The sequence below is a fragment of the Jejudonia soesokkakensis genome, from assembly GCF_042664795.1.
In the GTDB taxonomy this organism is placed as follows: Bacteria; Bacteroidota; Bacteroidia; order Flavobacteriales; family Flavobacteriaceae; genus Jejudonia; species Jejudonia soesokkakensis.
The window spans coordinates 980,885-996,088 of sequence record NZ_JBHTBN010000001.1; the positions used below are offsets into that span (position 1 = coordinate 980,885).

Genomic DNA, 15,204 nt, shown 5'->3' on the forward strand with positions numbered 1-15,204 from the left:
GATTGTGAAAACTAGCGAGTATGATGGTATTGTAAACGGTGAATGTACGAGTGATGTAGGTGATACTATCGCATACACATTCACTGTGACTAATGAAGGGAACGTAGATCTGTCTAATGTAACAGTAACAGATCCATTATTAGAAGCTCCAAACCCAGTGGTAACTATCGCTGGACCAACTGGAGATGATGGTGATGGTATCTTACAACCAACTGAGACATGGGTGTATACTGCAGACTATGCAATTACACAAGCAGATATTAACGCAGGAATGGTAACAAATCAAGCGACCGCTACAGGAACACCTCCAACAGGAGATGATGTCACTGACTTGTCTGGAGCTACTATTGATGATGACTTAAGTACAGATACTGAAATTTGTCAGACAGCAGATATCGCAATCGTGAAAACAAGTGAATACGATCCTATCGTAAATGGTGAGTGTACTAGTGATGTAGGTGATACTATCGCATACACGTTCACAGTAACTAATGAAGGGAACGTAGATCTGTCTAATGTAACAGTAACTGATCCATTATTACAAGCTCCAAACCCAGTGGTAACTATCGCTGGACCAGCTGGAGATGATGGGGATGGTATCTTACAACCAACTGAGACGTGGGTGTATACTGCAGAGTATGCAATTACACAAGCTGATATAGATGCAGGTATTGTAAATAACCAGGCTACAGTTGTTGGAACACCTCCAACGGGAGCTGATGTTACTGACTTGTCTGGAGCTACTATTGATGATGACTTAAGTACAGATACCTTAGTTTGTCAAGAAGCAAGTATTGCTGTAATCAAAGTGGGAACTGTCAATGATATTAATGGTAGTGGTTGTGCAGATCCTAAAGAAACAATTACCTACACATTTACAGTAGTGAATACAGGAAATGTAACACTTACGAACATTGATATTGACGATCCATTAGTAAATGTAGTTGGAGGACCTATCACATTAGGACCAAATGAAACAGATAACACATCGTTTACAGCAGTTTATTCTATTAGACAATCAGATATCGATAGAGGTTTTGTGACCAATCAGGCGACCGTTACTGGTCTAGATCCTAACAACATGGTTGTTTCAGATCTTTCAGATGATAATAGTTTATTGGAAGATGATGATACTGTAACCCAACTTTGCCAAAATGGAGTGATTGCCTTAATTAAAACAGGTACTCCTACAGATCAGAATGGTAACGGTTGTGTAGATGAAGGTGAAACTATTGTATATGACTTTGTAGTTACAAACCTTGGAAATGTTGCATTGACCAATGTAATTATTACAGATCCACTAGTAAGTGTATCAGGAGGACCAATAACTTTATTAGCAGGTGCTTCAGATACTGAAACGTTTAGTGCAATCTACACGGTAGTTCAGGGAGATGTTGATAGAGGCTTTGTAAGTAATCAAGCAACCGCTTCTGGTACTACACCAAACGGTACTGTGGTTACAGATCTTTCAGATAACAATAGTAATTTTGAAGATGATGCAACTATTGTAAATCTTTGCCAGATGCCTATGATCAGTCTTGAAAAGTCAGGTTTATGGAACGACGAAAATGGAGATGGCGCAGCTCAAGCAGGTGAAACCGTTACATACTTCTTTAATGTAATCAATACAGGTACTGTTACAGTATTTAACATTACACTTACTGATCCATTACCAGGTATTGAGATTACTGGAGGTCCTATTGCGCAACTAGATCCTGGTCAAAATGACAATACAACATTTAGTGGGACGTATGTTGTAACTGAAGCAGATGTTGCTGCTGGACAAGTAGTAAATCAGGCAACTGCCACTGGTACAGATAGTAATGGAAATGAGGTTTCAGATACATCTGATGATCCAAGTATTCTTGTGAATGTTGATCCCGATGGCGATGGAGATCCAGATGATCCTACGGTAACTATATTACCAGGTGTTCAAAACCCAGGAGGATTTGAAATATTTAATGGTATCACGCCAGATGAAGATGGATTGAATGACTTCTTTAATGTCTTCGGAATTCAAAACTTTGGAGCGAACAACATGAAGATATTCAACCGTTGGGGAGTACTAGTGTTTGAAACCAATAATTATGGTGGAAGTGATGGTCAAACCAATGTCTTTAGAGGAAGATCTGAAGGTAGAGCAACGGTAAGAGAAGAGAAAGATTTACCAACAGGTACCTACTTCTATATCTTGACATTTACTGATGATCCTAACATACCAGGTTCAAACCCAGGTAAGCAGAATTACACAGGATACTTATATATTAACCGATAGATAAATCATGTATAAAACCGGGGAGTGCCCCTTCCCGGGTTAAAATATAATATTATGAAATACAATCATTTTGCAATCATACTAATAGTATTATTTGGAAGCGTGCTTTCTAGTAATGCTCAGCAAGATCCACAATACACTCAGTATATGTACAATACGCAAATTGTAAACCCAGCGTATGCAGGGTCACGAGATGCGCTAAGTTTCGGACTATTGTACAGAACTCAGTGGGTAGGTTTTGAAGGAGCTCCTAAAACAGGAACTTTTACCGTAAATTCACCAATAGGTACTCTGGATAATATGGGACTTGGACTTTCGATAGTTAGAGATGAAATAGGTCCAGCGATAGAATCGAATGTCAATATAGACTATTCCTATACGATCAATACTGGTGAAGATGCTGAACTTTCTTTCGGTTTAAAAGCAGGTGTTGATTTATTGGATGTAGATTTCACTAAATTGAACATATTTGATGATGGTGATATATTCGAAAATAATATTGATAATAAAGTTCAACCTCAAATTGGTGCTGGTATTTATTTTAATACTGAAAAATTCTATGTAGGACTTTCTGTACCTAACTTTTTAACCACGAAGCATTTTGATGAAGGTGAAATAAACAACATCCAAAATGGTACGTTTGATGCAGATATTAGCCCTGCTGAAAGATTACACTATTTTTTAATTGCAGGGTACGTATTTGATCTAGGTGAAAATCTTAAGTTCAAGCCAGCAACATTGGTAAAAGCGGTAAGTGGTGCTCCATTACAATGGGATGTTTCAGCAAACTTCCTTATCAATGAAAAGTTTACGTTGGGGGCAGCGTATCGATGGAGTGCAGCATTTAGTGCATTGGCAGGATTTCAAGCTTCAGATTCTATTTTTATAGGATTTGGATATGATTACCAGACCACAGATATTGAACAATTTAGTGATGGATCTTATGAAATTATGCTTCGATTTGATATCTTTAAGAAACCAGAAAGAGTATTAACACCACGATTCTTCTAATAAAATAAACCTTGGGGCAATGAATAATAAATTACTTAAAAACATATTTCTTTTTTCTTTTGTAGCACTAATCACAACAGCTGGTCTAGCTCAGAAAAAGAAAATTGAAAAAGCACAACAGGAATTTGATAAGTTTGCATACATAGATGCACGAGAAATCTATCTGAAGATAGTTGAAGATGGATATGTTTCAGCACAGATCTATAAAAACCTGGGTGATACCTATTATTGGAATAGTGACTATGATAATGCTGCAAAATGGTATCAAAAAGCCATCGCAGAATTTCCAACCGAAATAGAAGCACCTTATTACTATCGTGCGGCACAATCACTAAAAAGTTTAAAAAAATATGAGGAGTCTGATGAATTAATGAAATTGTACACAGCCATTGGAGGCGACGGAATCATTATTCAAAACTTTAAAAATGACCCTGAATACCTTAAAAGTATAGCTTTTGAAAAGAAAGGATATGTTCTTGAAAAAATAGCTGTAAATACAGAGTTTTCAGATTTTGGCCCTGCTTATTATCAAGATAAACTCGTGTTCGCATCTTCTTCACGGGAGTCTGAAGGTAGTGCAATTTATGAATGGAACGAACAACCTTTTTTAGATTTGTTTGTGGCAGATATGGATGCAGAAGGAAAGATTTCTAATGCATCACCACTTTCAGGTGAAATTAATACAAGATATCACGAATCTTCAGCAGTATTTACAAAAGATGGTACAACTGTGTACTTTACCAGAAATAACTTTATTGATGGTAAAAAGGGAAAAGATAAAAATAAGACCATTCGTCTAAAATTATACAGAGCAACAAAGAGTGGCGATAATTTCTGGACCAATATTGTTGAGCTTCCTTTTAACAGTAAAGAATATTCTGTTGCACATCCTGCACTAAGTGTAGATGAAAAAAGATTGTATTTTTCTTCAGACATGCCAGGAACTCTTGGTATGAGTGATTTATGGTATGTAGATATTGAAGGAGATAATGTGTATAGCGAGCCTGTAAATATGGGTGCTACAATTAACACGGAAGCTAGAGAATCCTTTCCATTTATAAGTGAAGCTAATAATTTATATTATTCGAGTGATGGGCGTGCCGGATTAGGTGGGTTTGATATTTATGTCACACCACTTAACAATCTTGGTGTTTCTTCTGGTAAAGTTACCAATCTCGGAGAACCTGCTAATAGTAGTCAGGATGATTTCGGATTTATTATTCAGGAAAGTAAAAAGATAGGATATTTGTCTTCAAACCGCGATGGAAGTAAAGGAAGTATTGATGATGATATCTATCGTGTACAAGAAGAATGTGCTATTACTATTACGGGTGTAGTCACAGATATAGATACTGGTGAATTATTACCTGGAGCCGAAGTGTCTCTATTAGACGAAAACAATCAATTAGTTGAGCAAGTTACAGTAGGGGAGGACGCAAGTTATAGTTTTTCTGCCCTTTGTGAATCGCAATATTCTATAAGAGGTACGAAGCAGCGTTATAATCCTAATGAGAAAGTGGTAAGTACTCCAGATAAAACTGGAACGATCGATGTGCCATTGCCTCTAAAACTAAACGATCCTTGTCCGCCTAATGATCTAGGATGTCGCTTAAAATTACAGCCTATCTATTTTGATTTTGATAAGTCGAACATTAGACCAGATGCTGCGATAGAACTTGAAAAAATTGCAGCAGCAATGCGTCTCTACCCTGAGCTAGTACTCAAAATCGAATCGCATACCGACTCAAGAGGAAATGACAAGTATAATGAAGCACTTTCGGACAGAAGAGCGAAATCTACCTTAGAATATCTAATTAATGATAGAGGAATAGCCAGAGAGCGCTTTACTGAAGCTGTTGGATATGGAGAATACCAATTGGTTAATGAATGTAGTAATGGAGTAAAATGTTCTGAAGAGAAGCACCAGCTCAACAGGCGTTCTATGTTCTTGATACAAAATTAGACATCCATTTTAAATTTAATCTAAGACGCTTCATATCCTATGGAGCGTTTTTTGTTTTTATGGGCTTGATTTTTGTATTTTTGAAGGAAAAGAAATTTAGTGCATGAAAGAAGAACAAGTCATCCTCGTTAACGAGCACGATGAACAGATAGGACTTATGGCCAAGCAGGAAGCGCATGAGAAAGCGTTACTGCACAGAGCATTTTCGGTGTTTGTATTTAATGATGCAAATGAATTAATGTTACAGCAGCGCGCCTTACATAAATATCATTCTCCAGGGCTATGGACCAACACCTGCTGCAGTCATCAACGGGAAGGAGAAAGCAATATTGAAGCTGGTAAAAGAAGACTAGAAGAAGAAATGGGCTTTGTTACAGAGCTAAAAGAAACCACATCATTTATTTATAAAGCTCCTTTTGATAATGGGTTAACCGAACATGAATACGATCATATTATGGTAGGGACGTTTAATGGACACCCTTCTATTAATAAAGACGAAGTTGCCGCTTGGAAATGGATGCCGCTTGAAGACGTTAGAAAAGATATTACTACCCGGCCCAAGGAATATACCGCTTGGTTCAAAATTATTTTTGATAAATTTTACGAACACTTAGCCGTATGAGCCTAACAATTTATCGCAAAGCACATTTTAATGCTGCACACCGTCTGTATAGAAAAGACTGGAGTGACGAAAAAAATGAGGTTGTCTTCGGAAAGTGTAGCAATCCAAAGTATCATGGGCATAACTATGATCTTGAGGTGGGAATTACAGGCAATATTGATCCTGAAACCGGTTATTTAATTGATTTAAAATTGCTAAAAGACCTCATAAAAGAAGAAGTTGAAGATCCTTTTGATCATAAAAATTTAAACGAAGAAGTTCCAGAATTTAAAGAGCTCAATCCAACGGTCGAAAATATTGCAGTTGTAATTTGGAATAAGTTGCGTAAACGTCTTGACAGTAGCTATAAAATCACTATAAAGTTATACGAAACACCTCGTAATTTCGTGGTTTATACAGGAGAAGCATGAGCCTTGAAGTCGGAGCAGCCATACCAGAGTTTTCACTGAAAGATAAAGATGGAAAAAAAATAACAGTTCCTAAAGATCTCGAAGGCAATGCTGCGGTACTGTTTTTCTATCCTAAAAATTTTACTCCGGGTTGTACAAGAGAAGCTTGTAGTTTTAGAGATGCTTTTCAAGATTTTACAGATTTAGGTGTAAAAGTGATTGGAATAAGTAGTGATAGCGAAAGTTCCCATCAAAAGTTTACAAATAAATTTGAATTACCTTATACCTTACTATCAGATAGTAAAAACAAAGTAAGAAAGCTTTTTGGTGTCAAAAATAAAATGCTTGGGTTATTGCCAGGACGAGAAACTTTTGTATTTGATAGTAATGGAAAACTGGTTTATAAATTTGAATCATTGGATGCTACACCACATATTAAAAAGTCGTTAGCATTTTTACAGAAAAATCAGTGAAGAATTTTCAGCTATATCCTTTTAAATTTTATCCTATTCTTAAAGAAAAAGTATGGGGAGGTAGTAAATTGAAGGAACTTTTCTCAAAAGCTTCAGGGACTTTTATTGGGGAGAGTTGGGAACTCTCAGGAGTTCCAGGAGATATTTCGGTGGTTAGCAATGGTCCATTAAAAGGCAAAACACTTTCAGAACTTATCGACACTTACTCCTATCAAATCTTAGGAGAACGAATAGCTATAAAATTTGGAGATAAATTTCCTTTACTTTTTAAATTTATTGACGCAAATCAAGACCTTTCCATTCAGTTGCATCCAGATGATTCTTTAGCTAAAAAGCGACACGATTCCTTCGGAAAGACCGAGATGTGGTACATTATGCAGGCAGAAGAAGAAGCACGATTGATTATGGGATTTAATCGAAAGATGGATGAAGCTACCTATAAAAAAGCACTTTCAGAAAACAGAATCACTGAAATTTTAAATAGTGTTCCTGTCAAAGCTGGTGATTCCTTTTTTATTCCTCCAGGAACTGTGCATGCGATAGGCGCTGGAGTAGTTTTGGCAGAAATTCAACAAACATCAGACATCACTTACCGAATTTATGACTGGGATCGCCCCGGAACCGATGGTAAGATGCGTGAGCTTCATAATGAGCTCGCACTTGATGCAATTGATTATAATGCTTCAGATGCCAAAATAAATTACAAAGAAAGCCCTAATGAAGCTGTGCTTCTAAAACATACTCCTTTTTTTACAACAAAGAAATTATCACTTTCGGCAGACATGGACAGAGATGTTAGTTCCTTAGATTCGTTTGTCGTGTATATGTGTGTCGATGGAGAAGGAGAAGTTACTGTTGGAAATATTTCCGAAGTATTAAAAAAAGGAGAAACAGTTTTAATCCCAGCAGCTGCAAAGGAAATTAAAATAAGGACACAAAGTGCCACATTTTTAGAAGTGTACATTGCATAATTGTTTGTACCTTGCGCCCATAATTACAAATAAAATTAGAAGACACATGTCAAGTAAAAGAGATTTAAAAAAAGATATAAATTACGTTCTAGGCGATATTATTGAAGCGGTATATATCTGGGAGCTTACCAATCCTAAAAAAGATGATAAGAAAGCAGAAAAAATTATCGATGACGCTATTACAACCTTTGATGACCTTATTGTAAAAGTAAATCAAAAAGGAGTTGAAAATAAGAGAAAACACTTTAAAAGTATAAATCAAGAACTCGAGGATAAAGGTAGAGCGCTCATTGATAGAATCAATACATTATAATTATTGGTTTCTATTATCAATCAAGGACTTTAAATTTTTACCATATTTAGAGTCCTTTATTTTTGGACTTAAGTTTCCATATACAGTATCCAAGTATTTTAGATTAACGTTTGAGGCATCTGTTAGCATTAAATAGGGCGCAATTTCATAGTTTCCGTTATTTTTTGCAAAGTTTACAGTTGCTAAATACTGACTTGAAACCAAACGTTGTCTTTGTTGTTGAAGACTCGCAGCTAAGGTATCATTCTGTGCTTTTTTGGCCTCTAATTCTTTTTTAATAAGTTCGAGCTTCCTATCAGCATAACGTCTCATGATCTTATTGTAATCATTGGCCTTGTCCTGATTTACAGAACCTGTAATCACTTGGTCATTTCCGAAATTCTCTAAACTAGTCTGAATATTTATTTCTGAAGCTTCCCCAAAAAAAGGAATTCGCTCATCTAATAAATCACCATTTTTTAACCGAAGATATAGATAAAACATTTCAGGGTGCTCTACTGTAGTGGTAAAGCTAAATGTAGGATCTCCATCAATCGCTACAGAGTCTATGGTTACTAAAGAAGAATCGCCAATACGCTCTAATAAAACCATGCCTTTCTTAAGTCCTTTGATAGTTCCTGTAAGTTCCATTTGGTTCTCTTGTTTAGAACAAGCAGAAAGTAATAGTAAGGTAATACATGCAAAAAGAATATTCTTCATTTCTTGGTAGTTTTTGAGGTCGCAAATATGCAGAATTTTGGTAGAAAAGGAATCCTTTTCCGAAGAAAAATTAAGCAGTTGCTGCAAGTTGCATTAAGACAGTACACAAGATAGCACCAACGGTTCCTATGGCGTAACCAAACACTGCAAGTAATACTCCTACCGTGGCTAATGAAGGGTGAAATGCCGATGCGACTATAGGGGCAGAAGCTGCACCTCCTACATTTGCCTGGCTACCCACAGCCAAAAAGAAGTAGGGTGCCTTGATCATTTTTGCAACCAATATTAAAAGTCCCGCATGAATGATCATCCATACTGCACCCACAACGATCAATCCAAGATTGTCAAAAATAAGGGTAAGGTCCATTTTCATCCCGATGCTAGCGACGAGAATATAAATAAACACACTACCAAATTTACTAGCGCCGGCACCTTCATAAGTTCTTAGTTTTGTGTACGATAATAACACACCAATTATAGTGGTAATGGTAATCATCCAAAAGAAACTTGAGCTTAGAAACGTAAATATATTTCTGGTAATACCAGGTTCAAATCCATTGACAAAATTGTCAAACAAACCACTTAACCAACCTGCCCCCAGATGGGCGATTCCAACGGTACCAAATGCAATGGCGCCTAAGATCATCAAGTCGGTAAGGGACGGATTTCTTTTTACGGCCAGTGAGTATGCCGAAACTTTTTCTTTTAAACTTTCAATAGCCGAAGTATCTGCTCCTAGCCATTTATCAATTTTTGAAGCTTTTCCAATTCCTATTAAAATGATAGCCATCCAGATGTTGGCAATGACGATATCGACAAAGACCATTCCTCCATAGAGTGCTTGGTTGTACCCATAGATTTCTAGCATTGCGGTTTGGTTCGCTCCACCACCTATCCAGCTACCTGCCAAAGTCGAAAGTCCGCGCCATACAGCATCTGCCCCTACGCCTCCAACCGTTTCTGGCGAAAAAGTACCTACCAATAGTACAGCAACAGGACCACCAATGACAATCCCTAGCGTACCTGTGATAAACATGATAAGTGCCTTAGGGCCTAAATTAAAGACAGCTTTTAGGTCAATACTTAACGTCATTAATACCAGTGCAGCCGGTAATAAATACCTACTGGAAACATAGTATAAACTAGAACTGTTTTCTGTGATTTCTCCTGTATCTGAAACCGATGTCCACTCAGGTGAAATGACACCAAACGTTGTGAGTAGCGCTGGCAGAAAATACGCCATAAAAAGCGCAGGCACAATTTTATAAAAAGAACTCCAAAATCCACTCTCTTTGGAGGAGGTATAAAAAATAACACCTAAAGCGATCATTAATACGCCAAAAACGATAGTGTCATTTGTAAAAAGGGGAGTGGTGTCTTTTATAATTTCTGAAACGGTATCTTGCATGGTCGTTTTGTTTGCTGCAAAATACGTATTCTTATTTATATAGAAAAGAGGGAGTTTACTGGTCTTTTTCTTTTTTTAACCGATTCGCTTTTTTTAAACTTTCATGAAGCATCCACTCAATTTGCCCATTCGTGCTACGAAACTCATCACTAGCCCATTTTTCAATAGCTTTCATCATGTCTTCGTTAACTCGTAGTGCGAATGCTTTCTTTTTTGCCATCTTTATTTTTTTACAAAAGTTGCAATGCTGTCGATTAATTCTGGCATTACCGGAACAGATGCAAATTCCTGTGCCGTTTTTTGTTCATTGTTATTGTTTGAGGTATATTTTAGGGAGTGATCCATATCATCTATAAGAAGGTATTGGGCGTCTGGTTTAACAGAAAAAAGAAGTTCTGCTTCGCTTACAGAAACCTGCAGGTCTTCCTTACCATTTACAATAAGCACAGGAATCGCTAATTCTGGCAAAATCGTTACAGGGTTGTATTGCATCCAATTTAGCATAAATGGTTGTACTTGTTTTGTGAACATAGATGCTAGAAGAGGGTGTTTGCTGGTCGTACTCCCTTGTTCTCTAAGTTCCTTAAAAGATGCTGCCGCCATCTTATCCAGACCAGGTTGTTGCATTCCTATTTGGTTAATTATCACTTTATCGATGGTTTGTCCTGCACCCGCAATAGAAATAAAGCCATCGGCACCTTCTTTTGCAGCGATCATCCCAATAAGAGATCCTTGACTATGTCCAGCGATATAGACTTCGGAAAAATCTGTACTCTTTTTAAAATAGTCTAACGTAGTTGTTGCATCTTCAATAAAATCATCAAATTTAATATGATCTACATTCGGATTTCTATCTTTCAGCATTTTTACAGAGCGCTTATCGTATCTGAAGGTTGCAATACCCTGAGCGCTGAGACCTTCGGCCAGAAGCTTAAGTGTATTACTTTTTGCCATCATGCTATTGCCATTACGGTCTGTAGGTCCCGAACCTGCAAGAATGATAACTAATTTAGGTTTTTCCGCATTGATAGGAACTAGCAAAGTACCATCAACATACTTTGAGACTTTAATTTCTTCTGAAGTATACGATTTATCTTGTGAGAAACAAACTAATGGAATAGTGACAAGTAGGAACGTCAATAGATTTTTCATGAGGTTTTCATTTTGTGTTTATACGTTTCAAGCACCTGTTTAGCTTCCGCTTCTTTTTGAGTGCCTAATAATAACTTTTTATGATTAGATAACTCAATTTGAATGCCAATATTACCTTTTACATTCATGGCACCCGATTTTTTTCCGAAACCCGTACGATACCCCCAACCGCCGTATTCTGTCAACGGATTGTATTTACGCACATAGCATTTCTCAATTTCCCTCCAAGGAACCTGTTTTAGTTTTAAATGAAAAGGCCAAAAGCCATAATAAATTCCTTGTTCGTCGATCTTAGTTTCCAGTTTCAGCCAGAAACTCAATAAAATAAAAAGCAACAATGTAAAGATACTTGTTCCAATGGCAAGCCAGAGTGAGGTTGGGTCTTTAGCAAGTGTTTCGTACGATAGTATAATAGGGATGACCGTAACTAAAAGAACAGCCCCCATGATTAATCGAAACCACCACTGATCGAATCTTTGTATTTCAATAAAAACTTTCACTTATCTGTTTTTAGAGCGTTCGAGCATCGCGTAGAATTGTCCGCTTTCATTAGTAAATCCAATTACTTTCCAGCCCTCACGAGCTTGAGAATTTACCAGTTCTTCAAATTTTTTAGAGTTTCCAGTAAATGAAAATTTAGATTGTAAAATTTTATATTCAAACATAATTTACATATTAAGAGATCCTGCATTTACGATAGGTGATGCGTCTTTGTCGCTACATAAAATTACCATTAAATTACTTACCATGGCAGCCTTACGTTCTTCATCCAGATCTATTATTTGTTTTTTACTCAGTTGATCCAAAGCCATCTCTACCATGCTTACAGCACCTTCGACAATTTTATGACGGGCAGCAACTATTGCTGTAGCTTGTTGACGCTTTAACATGGCGCTTGCAATTTCATTGGCATAGGCTAGATATCCTATACGTGATTCTAACACTTCAATACCTGCGATAGCAAGGCGTTCTTCCAGTTCTTTTTCGAGAGCATCATTTACCTCGCTCATACTAGAGCGTAGTGTAATGTCCTCATCCAAACCTTCATCTGCAAAATTATCGTAGGGATACTTACTAGCAAGTTCGCGTACAGCAGCATCAGTTTGAATTCGGACAAAGTTTTCGTAATTATCAACATCAAAAGCAGCTTTATGGGTATCGCGAACTCTCCAAACAAGGATGGTGCTTATAATGATAGGATTTCCTAGTTTATCATTTACTTTTAATCGTTCACTATCAAAGTTACGGGCACGAAGCGAAATTTTATTTTTTGCATAAAACGGATTTACCCAAAATAATCCGTTTTCTTTTACGGTTCCTATATACTTTCCAAAGAGTAGCAAAACTCTTGAGCCATTAGGATTTACCAAAACAAACCCTGGAAGTATAAGCAATGCAGCAAGGATTCCAAAGGCAAACCAAAAGACTTTGGTAATTGCAATACCTGCAATACTTCCAAAAAAGATCAATAGGAATATAAATAACATTACATACCCGTTTGCAGGGACAACTGTTTTTTCGTTTGACATAATTAAAAATTTAAAGTGATATTAAAATGATATTAAACAAATATAAGATATTTTTTCTGAAGATTCCAAAATTAAATTCATATTCAGTTACAACAGGAAGTGTATCTTTGTAAAAATGATTATAAATATGAGAGGCTTTTTACTACTATTTGTTACAACAGTTTGTATTTTTTGTTCTTCTAATGCTGCAGAAGATTGGGGAAGAAATGGGCACAGAGCCACTGGAGAAATTGCGCAAAAGCATTTGACTCGCAAGACAAAAAAAGAAATCAAAAAATTACTAAAAGGCGCTTCACTGGCGTTGGTTTCAACCTATGCAGATGAAATTAAAAGTGACGAAGCATATCGTGCCTATGGACCTTGGCATTATGTTAACTTTCCATTTGGTGGCACCTATAATCCTTCAGAAGCAAACCCTAAAGGTGATATTATGGTAGCGATTACTAGCTGTGTTGAGGTTTTAAAATCTTCTTTAACTACTTCCGAAGAAAAAGCGTTCCATCTCAAATTGTTAGTTCATTTTATTGGAGATTTACATCAGCCACTGCATATTGGTATTGCAGAAGATAAGGGTGCCAATGATTTTCAAGTGCGTTGGTTTGATGAGGGGACCAACCTTCACAGTGTCTGGGATACAAAAATGATTGAAAGTTATAACATGTCCTATAGTGAGTTAGCTGCAAATGATAGTTCCTTTTCTAAAGAAGAAATTTCAGAAATAAAAAGTGGGACGGTATTAGACTGGATGTACGAAAGTAGGGAGCTATGTGAAAACATATACGCAACGACCAATAAAGGAGATAAGCTTGGATATAATTATATGTATGATTATGTACCCGTTGTTCGTCAGCAATTAGAAAAAGGAGGAATTCGACTTGCTGCCCTTCTTAATGATATTTTCGATTAATTTTACTTTCGTTTCGAAATCTTATTATGTGTAATCTGTTTTTGGCGGGATGATTTAAAACGGTCCATTTCTGAATCTCTAAGTTTTGCATGCTTTGTAGCTCTGCCTTGCACGCGTTCTCTCCACATTCTAAAGCTTGAAGGCTTCATTTCTTTACGCATTATTTCAATCACTTCTTGTTCAGAAATTTCAAATTGAAACGTAATGGCTTCAAAAGGAGTGCGATCTTCCCAGGCCATTTCTATGATTCTGTCTAACGCTCGTTCGTTAAATTCTTTAGTTTCTTTCATCGTTTTTTATGATTCTAAAGGTAAGATTTATTCTCGAATCTACTTTTTTTTTCGTTTTCGGAATCTGGTGTTTCCAATTATGTTGTGTATTACCTTTCATAATGAGTAAGCTACCTGCTTCTAGTGGTAACTTGTAAGATTTGCTTGTGGTATACTTGTGTTTTAAGTGAAACATTCTGGTGGCTCCTAAGCTCAAAGAAGCTATAATAGGTTGGTTTCCGAGTTCTTTTTCATCATCGCTATGCCAGCCGTTACTATCTGTGCCGTCTCTATATAAGTTAAGCAATACCGATGTAAATTGAATTCCCATTAGATCTTCTATTTTGTTTTTTATTGCTGAAAGTGTTGGGGTAAATGGCTTCGGAAACATGGTAATTCCAGAATAACTATAAGATTTTGTGGTATCTCCATACAAAGCTGTAAGTCTGGGTTGTGGGTAAATTTTTCCGAAGATTTTTATATCATCTTGTTGCCAGTCTGTTTCAGTAAAAAGAATGTTGTAATATTCTGAAGCTTCTTCTTGCGATAAAAAGGCTGGGTAATAGGTTACATCTCCATCTTCCAAAGGAAGATGTATGGGTTTGATATCTCTTTCTGAAGCAAATAAATTCATCTTAAATGTATAAGTATGCCCAGTACATAAGTACAAACTGTAAGGGGAGTCTAAGAATTAAGGCCCATTTTGGCATTTTTAAAGCGGCTCTCTCATTTGTTAACATATAGATATGAACTGGAATAAAGATGATGAGTAGAATTATAATTCCCCAAGCTGCTATGGTTTGAGTGTCTTTATTTAAAAGCATAAAGCCCAAAATCATTTCTATCACTCCACTTATGTATACCATTGAACTTTTTGCGGGAATGTATGGAGGCATAATACGTTGGTATATCTTAGGAGTTCTAAAATGGTTAGCACCTGCTACGATATAGAGAAGCGCCATTACATATTGATGCCAAGGAAAATTCATAGGGCGTTGTATTTAAAGTGTAAAAATACATTATAAAAACAAAAACCTCTTAACAGCCAAAGCTGAAAAGAGGTTTTCTACTAACTAAATTTAACTGTTACTCTATAATTAATCTTTTTACAACTACGTTGTTCTCACCAGAGATCTGTACCATGTAGACTCCAGAAGCAAGAGAAGAAACATCAATAGTTCTTTCTCCAATCATTCCGTCTAAGTTTACATCGTTTACTAGTT

General features: G+C 36.6%; 20 protein-coding genes. 9 read left to right on the forward strand and 11 right to left on the reverse strand.

The window, feature by feature from the left end:
• The 8 genes from ACFQO1_RS04515 to ACFQO1_RS04550 form a co-directional block, all read left to right on the forward strand.
• On the forward strand, positions 1-2,275 hold a 2,275-nt coding region (locus ACFQO1_RS04515; RefSeq protein ID WP_380216775.1), incomplete at its 5' end, for a DUF7507 domain-containing protein.
• 54 nt (positions 2,276-2,329) lie between these two features.
• Positions 2,330-3,286 carry a PorP/SprF family type IX secretion system membrane protein gene (locus tag ACFQO1_RS04520; protein ID WP_380216776.1) on the forward strand — a complete coding sequence of 319 codons (957 nt, stop codon included), beginning with the start codon at positions 2,330-2,332 and terminating at the stop codon, positions 3,284-3,286.
• Positions 3,287-3,305: 19 nt separating this feature from the next.
• On the forward strand, positions 3,306-5,249 hold the full coding sequence (locus ACFQO1_RS04525; protein ID WP_380216777.1) for an OmpA family protein: 1,944 nt from the start codon (positions 3,306-3,308) through the stop codon (positions 5,247-5,249).
• A gap of 103 nt (positions 5,250-5,352) precedes the next feature.
• Positions 5,353-5,871: an isopentenyl-diphosphate Delta-isomerase gene (gene idi, locus ACFQO1_RS04530; protein ID WP_380216778.1), complete on the forward strand. Its 519-nt coding sequence runs from the start codon at positions 5,353-5,355 to the stop codon at positions 5,869-5,871.
• A complete protein-coding gene (locus ACFQO1_RS04535; protein ID WP_380216779.1) occupies positions 5,868-6,281 on the forward strand; it encodes a 6-carboxytetrahydropterin synthase in 414 nt (137 codons plus the stop codon). Before idi ends, ACFQO1_RS04535 begins: the two co-directional genes overlap by 4 nt.
• Positions 6,278-6,733, forward strand: a complete 456-nt coding sequence (locus tag ACFQO1_RS04540; RefSeq protein ID WP_380216780.1) for a peroxiredoxin — start codon at positions 6,278-6,280, stop codon at positions 6,731-6,733. Before ACFQO1_RS04535 ends, ACFQO1_RS04540 begins: the two co-directional genes overlap by 4 nt.
• Complete coding sequence (locus tag ACFQO1_RS04545; RefSeq protein ID WP_380216781.1) at positions 6,730-7,704, forward strand: type I phosphomannose isomerase catalytic subunit; 975 nt, start codon at positions 6,730-6,732, stop codon at positions 7,702-7,704. Before ACFQO1_RS04540 ends, ACFQO1_RS04545 begins: the two co-directional genes overlap by 4 nt.
• 46 nt (positions 7,705-7,750) lie before the next feature.
• Complete coding sequence (locus ACFQO1_RS04550; protein ID WP_380216782.1) at positions 7,751-8,017, forward strand: hypothetical protein; 267 nt, start codon at positions 7,751-7,753, stop codon at positions 8,015-8,017.
• Here ACFQO1_RS04550 and ACFQO1_RS04555 read toward each other — a convergent pair whose 3' ends face one another.
• From ACFQO1_RS04555 to ACFQO1_RS04585, 7 genes are all read right to left on the reverse strand, one after another.
• A complete protein-coding gene (locus tag ACFQO1_RS04555) occupies positions 8,018-8,716 on the reverse strand; it encodes a DUF4369 domain-containing protein (RefSeq protein WP_380216783.1) in 699 nt (232 codons plus the stop codon).
• A 70-nt stretch (positions 8,717-8,786) separates the two neighbouring features.
• Positions 8,787-10,124: a DUF819 family protein gene (locus ACFQO1_RS04560; RefSeq protein WP_380216784.1), complete on the reverse strand. Its 1,338-nt coding sequence runs from the start codon at positions 10,122-10,124 to the stop codon at positions 8,787-8,789.
• Between the two features lie 55 nt (positions 10,125-10,179).
• Positions 10,180-10,344, reverse strand: coding sequence for a type II toxin-antitoxin system antitoxin (locus tag ACFQO1_RS04565; RefSeq protein ID WP_380216785.1), 165 nt, complete (start codon positions 10,342-10,344; stop codon positions 10,180-10,182).
• Positions 10,345-10,346: 2 nt separating this feature from the next.
• Positions 10,347-11,276, reverse strand: a complete 930-nt coding sequence (locus tag ACFQO1_RS04570; protein WP_380216786.1) for an alpha/beta hydrolase — start codon at positions 11,274-11,276, stop codon at positions 10,347-10,349.
• Entirely contained in the window at positions 11,273-11,776 is a 504-nt protein-coding gene (locus ACFQO1_RS04575) for a hypothetical protein (protein ID WP_380216787.1), read from the reverse strand. The genes ACFQO1_RS04570 and ACFQO1_RS04575 overlap by 4 nt, the downstream gene beginning before the upstream one ends.
• Positions 11,777-11,941 carry a DUF4177 domain-containing protein gene (locus ACFQO1_RS04580; RefSeq protein ID WP_380216788.1) on the reverse strand — a complete coding sequence of 55 codons (165 nt, stop codon included), beginning with the start codon at positions 11,939-11,941 and terminating at the stop codon, positions 11,777-11,779.
• 3 nt (positions 11,942-11,944) lie between these two features.
• Positions 11,945-12,805, reverse strand: a complete 861-nt coding sequence (locus ACFQO1_RS04585; protein WP_380216789.1) for an SPFH domain-containing protein — start codon at positions 12,803-12,805, stop codon at positions 11,945-11,947.
• Positions 12,806-12,932: 127 nt separating this feature from the next.
• Here ACFQO1_RS04585 and ACFQO1_RS04590 point away from each other — a divergent pair, with 127 nt between their 5' ends.
• Positions 12,933-13,712 (forward strand): S1/P1 nuclease, encoded by a 780-nt coding sequence (locus tag ACFQO1_RS04590; RefSeq protein WP_380216790.1) that lies wholly within the window; start codon positions 12,933-12,935, stop codon positions 13,710-13,712.
• Between the two features lie 2 nt (positions 13,713-13,714).
• Here the strand turns inward: ACFQO1_RS04590 and ACFQO1_RS04595 are convergent, their stop codons facing one another.
• The 4 genes from ACFQO1_RS04595 to ACFQO1_RS04610 form a co-directional block, all read right to left on the reverse strand.
• Positions 13,715-14,002, reverse strand: coding sequence for a TIGR03643 family protein (locus ACFQO1_RS04595; protein ID WP_380216791.1), 288 nt, complete (start codon positions 14,000-14,002; stop codon positions 13,715-13,717).
• On the reverse strand, positions 13,989-14,615 hold the full coding sequence (locus ACFQO1_RS04600; protein ID WP_380216792.1) for an alpha-ketoglutarate-dependent dioxygenase AlkB family protein: 627 nt from the start codon (positions 14,613-14,615) through the stop codon (positions 13,989-13,991). The genes ACFQO1_RS04595 and ACFQO1_RS04600 overlap by 14 nt, the downstream gene beginning before the upstream one ends.
• Before the next feature lies 1 nt (position 14,616).
• Positions 14,617-14,970: a DoxX family protein gene (locus ACFQO1_RS04605; protein ID WP_380216793.1), complete on the reverse strand. Its 354-nt coding sequence runs from the start codon at positions 14,968-14,970 to the stop codon at positions 14,617-14,619.
• 97 nt (positions 14,971-15,067) lie between these two features.
• On the reverse strand, positions 15,068-15,175 hold the full coding sequence (locus tag ACFQO1_RS04610) for a T9SS type A sorting domain-containing protein (protein ID WP_380216794.1): 108 nt from the start codon (positions 15,173-15,175) through the stop codon (positions 15,068-15,070).
• Positions 15,176-15,204: the final 29 nt, after the last annotated feature.

What these genes read in the sequence shown, in the direction of transcription:
- ACFQO1_RS04520 (WP_380216776.1), top strand. Translation starts at nt 2,330, where the DNA reads ATGAAATACAATCATTTTGCAATCATACTAATAGTATTATTTGGAAGC.
- ACFQO1_RS04525 (WP_380216777.1), top strand. Translation starts at nt 3,306, where the DNA reads ATGAATAATAAATTACTTAAAAACATATTTCTTTTTTCTTTTGTAGCA.
- idi (WP_380216778.1), top strand. Translation starts at nt 5,353, where the DNA reads ATGAAAGAAGAACAAGTCATCCTCGTTAACGAGCACGATGAACAGATA.
- ACFQO1_RS04535 (WP_380216779.1), top strand. Translation starts at nt 5,868, where the DNA reads ATGAGCCTAACAATTTATCGCAAAGCACATTTTAATGCTGCACACCGT.
- ACFQO1_RS04540 (WP_380216780.1), top strand. Translation starts at nt 6,278, where the DNA reads ATGAGCCTTGAAGTCGGAGCAGCCATACCAGAGTTTTCACTGAAAGAT.
- ACFQO1_RS04550 (WP_380216782.1), top strand. Translation starts at nt 7,751, where the DNA reads ATGTCAAGTAAAAGAGATTTAAAAAAAGATATAAATTACGTTCTAGGC.
- ACFQO1_RS04555 (WP_380216783.1), bottom strand. Translation starts at nt 8,716, where the DNA reads ATGAAGAATATTCTTTTTGCATGTATTACCTTACTATTACTTTCTGCT.
- ACFQO1_RS04560 (WP_380216784.1), bottom strand. Translation starts at nt 10,124, where the DNA reads ATGCAAGATACCGTTTCAGAAATTATAAAAGACACCACTCCCCTTTTT.
- ACFQO1_RS04565 (WP_380216785.1), bottom strand. Translation starts at nt 10,344, where the DNA reads ATGGCAAAAAAGAAAGCATTCGCACTACGAGTTAACGAAGACATGATG.
- ACFQO1_RS04570 (WP_380216786.1), bottom strand. Translation starts at nt 11,276, where the DNA reads ATGAAAAATCTATTGACGTTCCTACTTGTCACTATTCCATTAGTTTGT.
- ACFQO1_RS04580 (WP_380216788.1), bottom strand. Translation starts at nt 11,941, where the DNA reads ATGTTTGAATATAAAATTTTACAATCTAAATTTTCATTTACTGGAAAC.
- ACFQO1_RS04585 (WP_380216789.1), bottom strand. Translation starts at nt 12,805, where the DNA reads ATGTCAAACGAAAAAACAGTTGTCCCTGCAAACGGGTATGTAATGTTA.
- ACFQO1_RS04590 (WP_380216790.1), top strand. Translation starts at nt 12,933, where the DNA reads ATGAGAGGCTTTTTACTACTATTTGTTACAACAGTTTGTATTTTTTGT.
- ACFQO1_RS04595 (WP_380216791.1), bottom strand. Translation starts at nt 14,002, where the DNA reads ATGAAAGAAACTAAAGAATTTAACGAACGAGCGTTAGACAGAATCATA.
- ACFQO1_RS04600 (WP_380216792.1), bottom strand. Translation starts at nt 14,615, where the DNA reads ATGAATTTATTTGCTTCAGAAAGAGATATCAAACCCATACATCTTCCT.
- ACFQO1_RS04605 (WP_380216793.1), bottom strand. Translation starts at nt 14,970, where the DNA reads ATGAATTTTCCTTGGCATCAATATGTAATGGCGCTTCTCTATATCGTA.
- ACFQO1_RS04610 (WP_380216794.1), bottom strand. Translation starts at nt 15,175, where the DNA reads ATGATTGGAGAAAGAACTATTGATGTTTCTTCTCTTGCTTCTGGAGTC.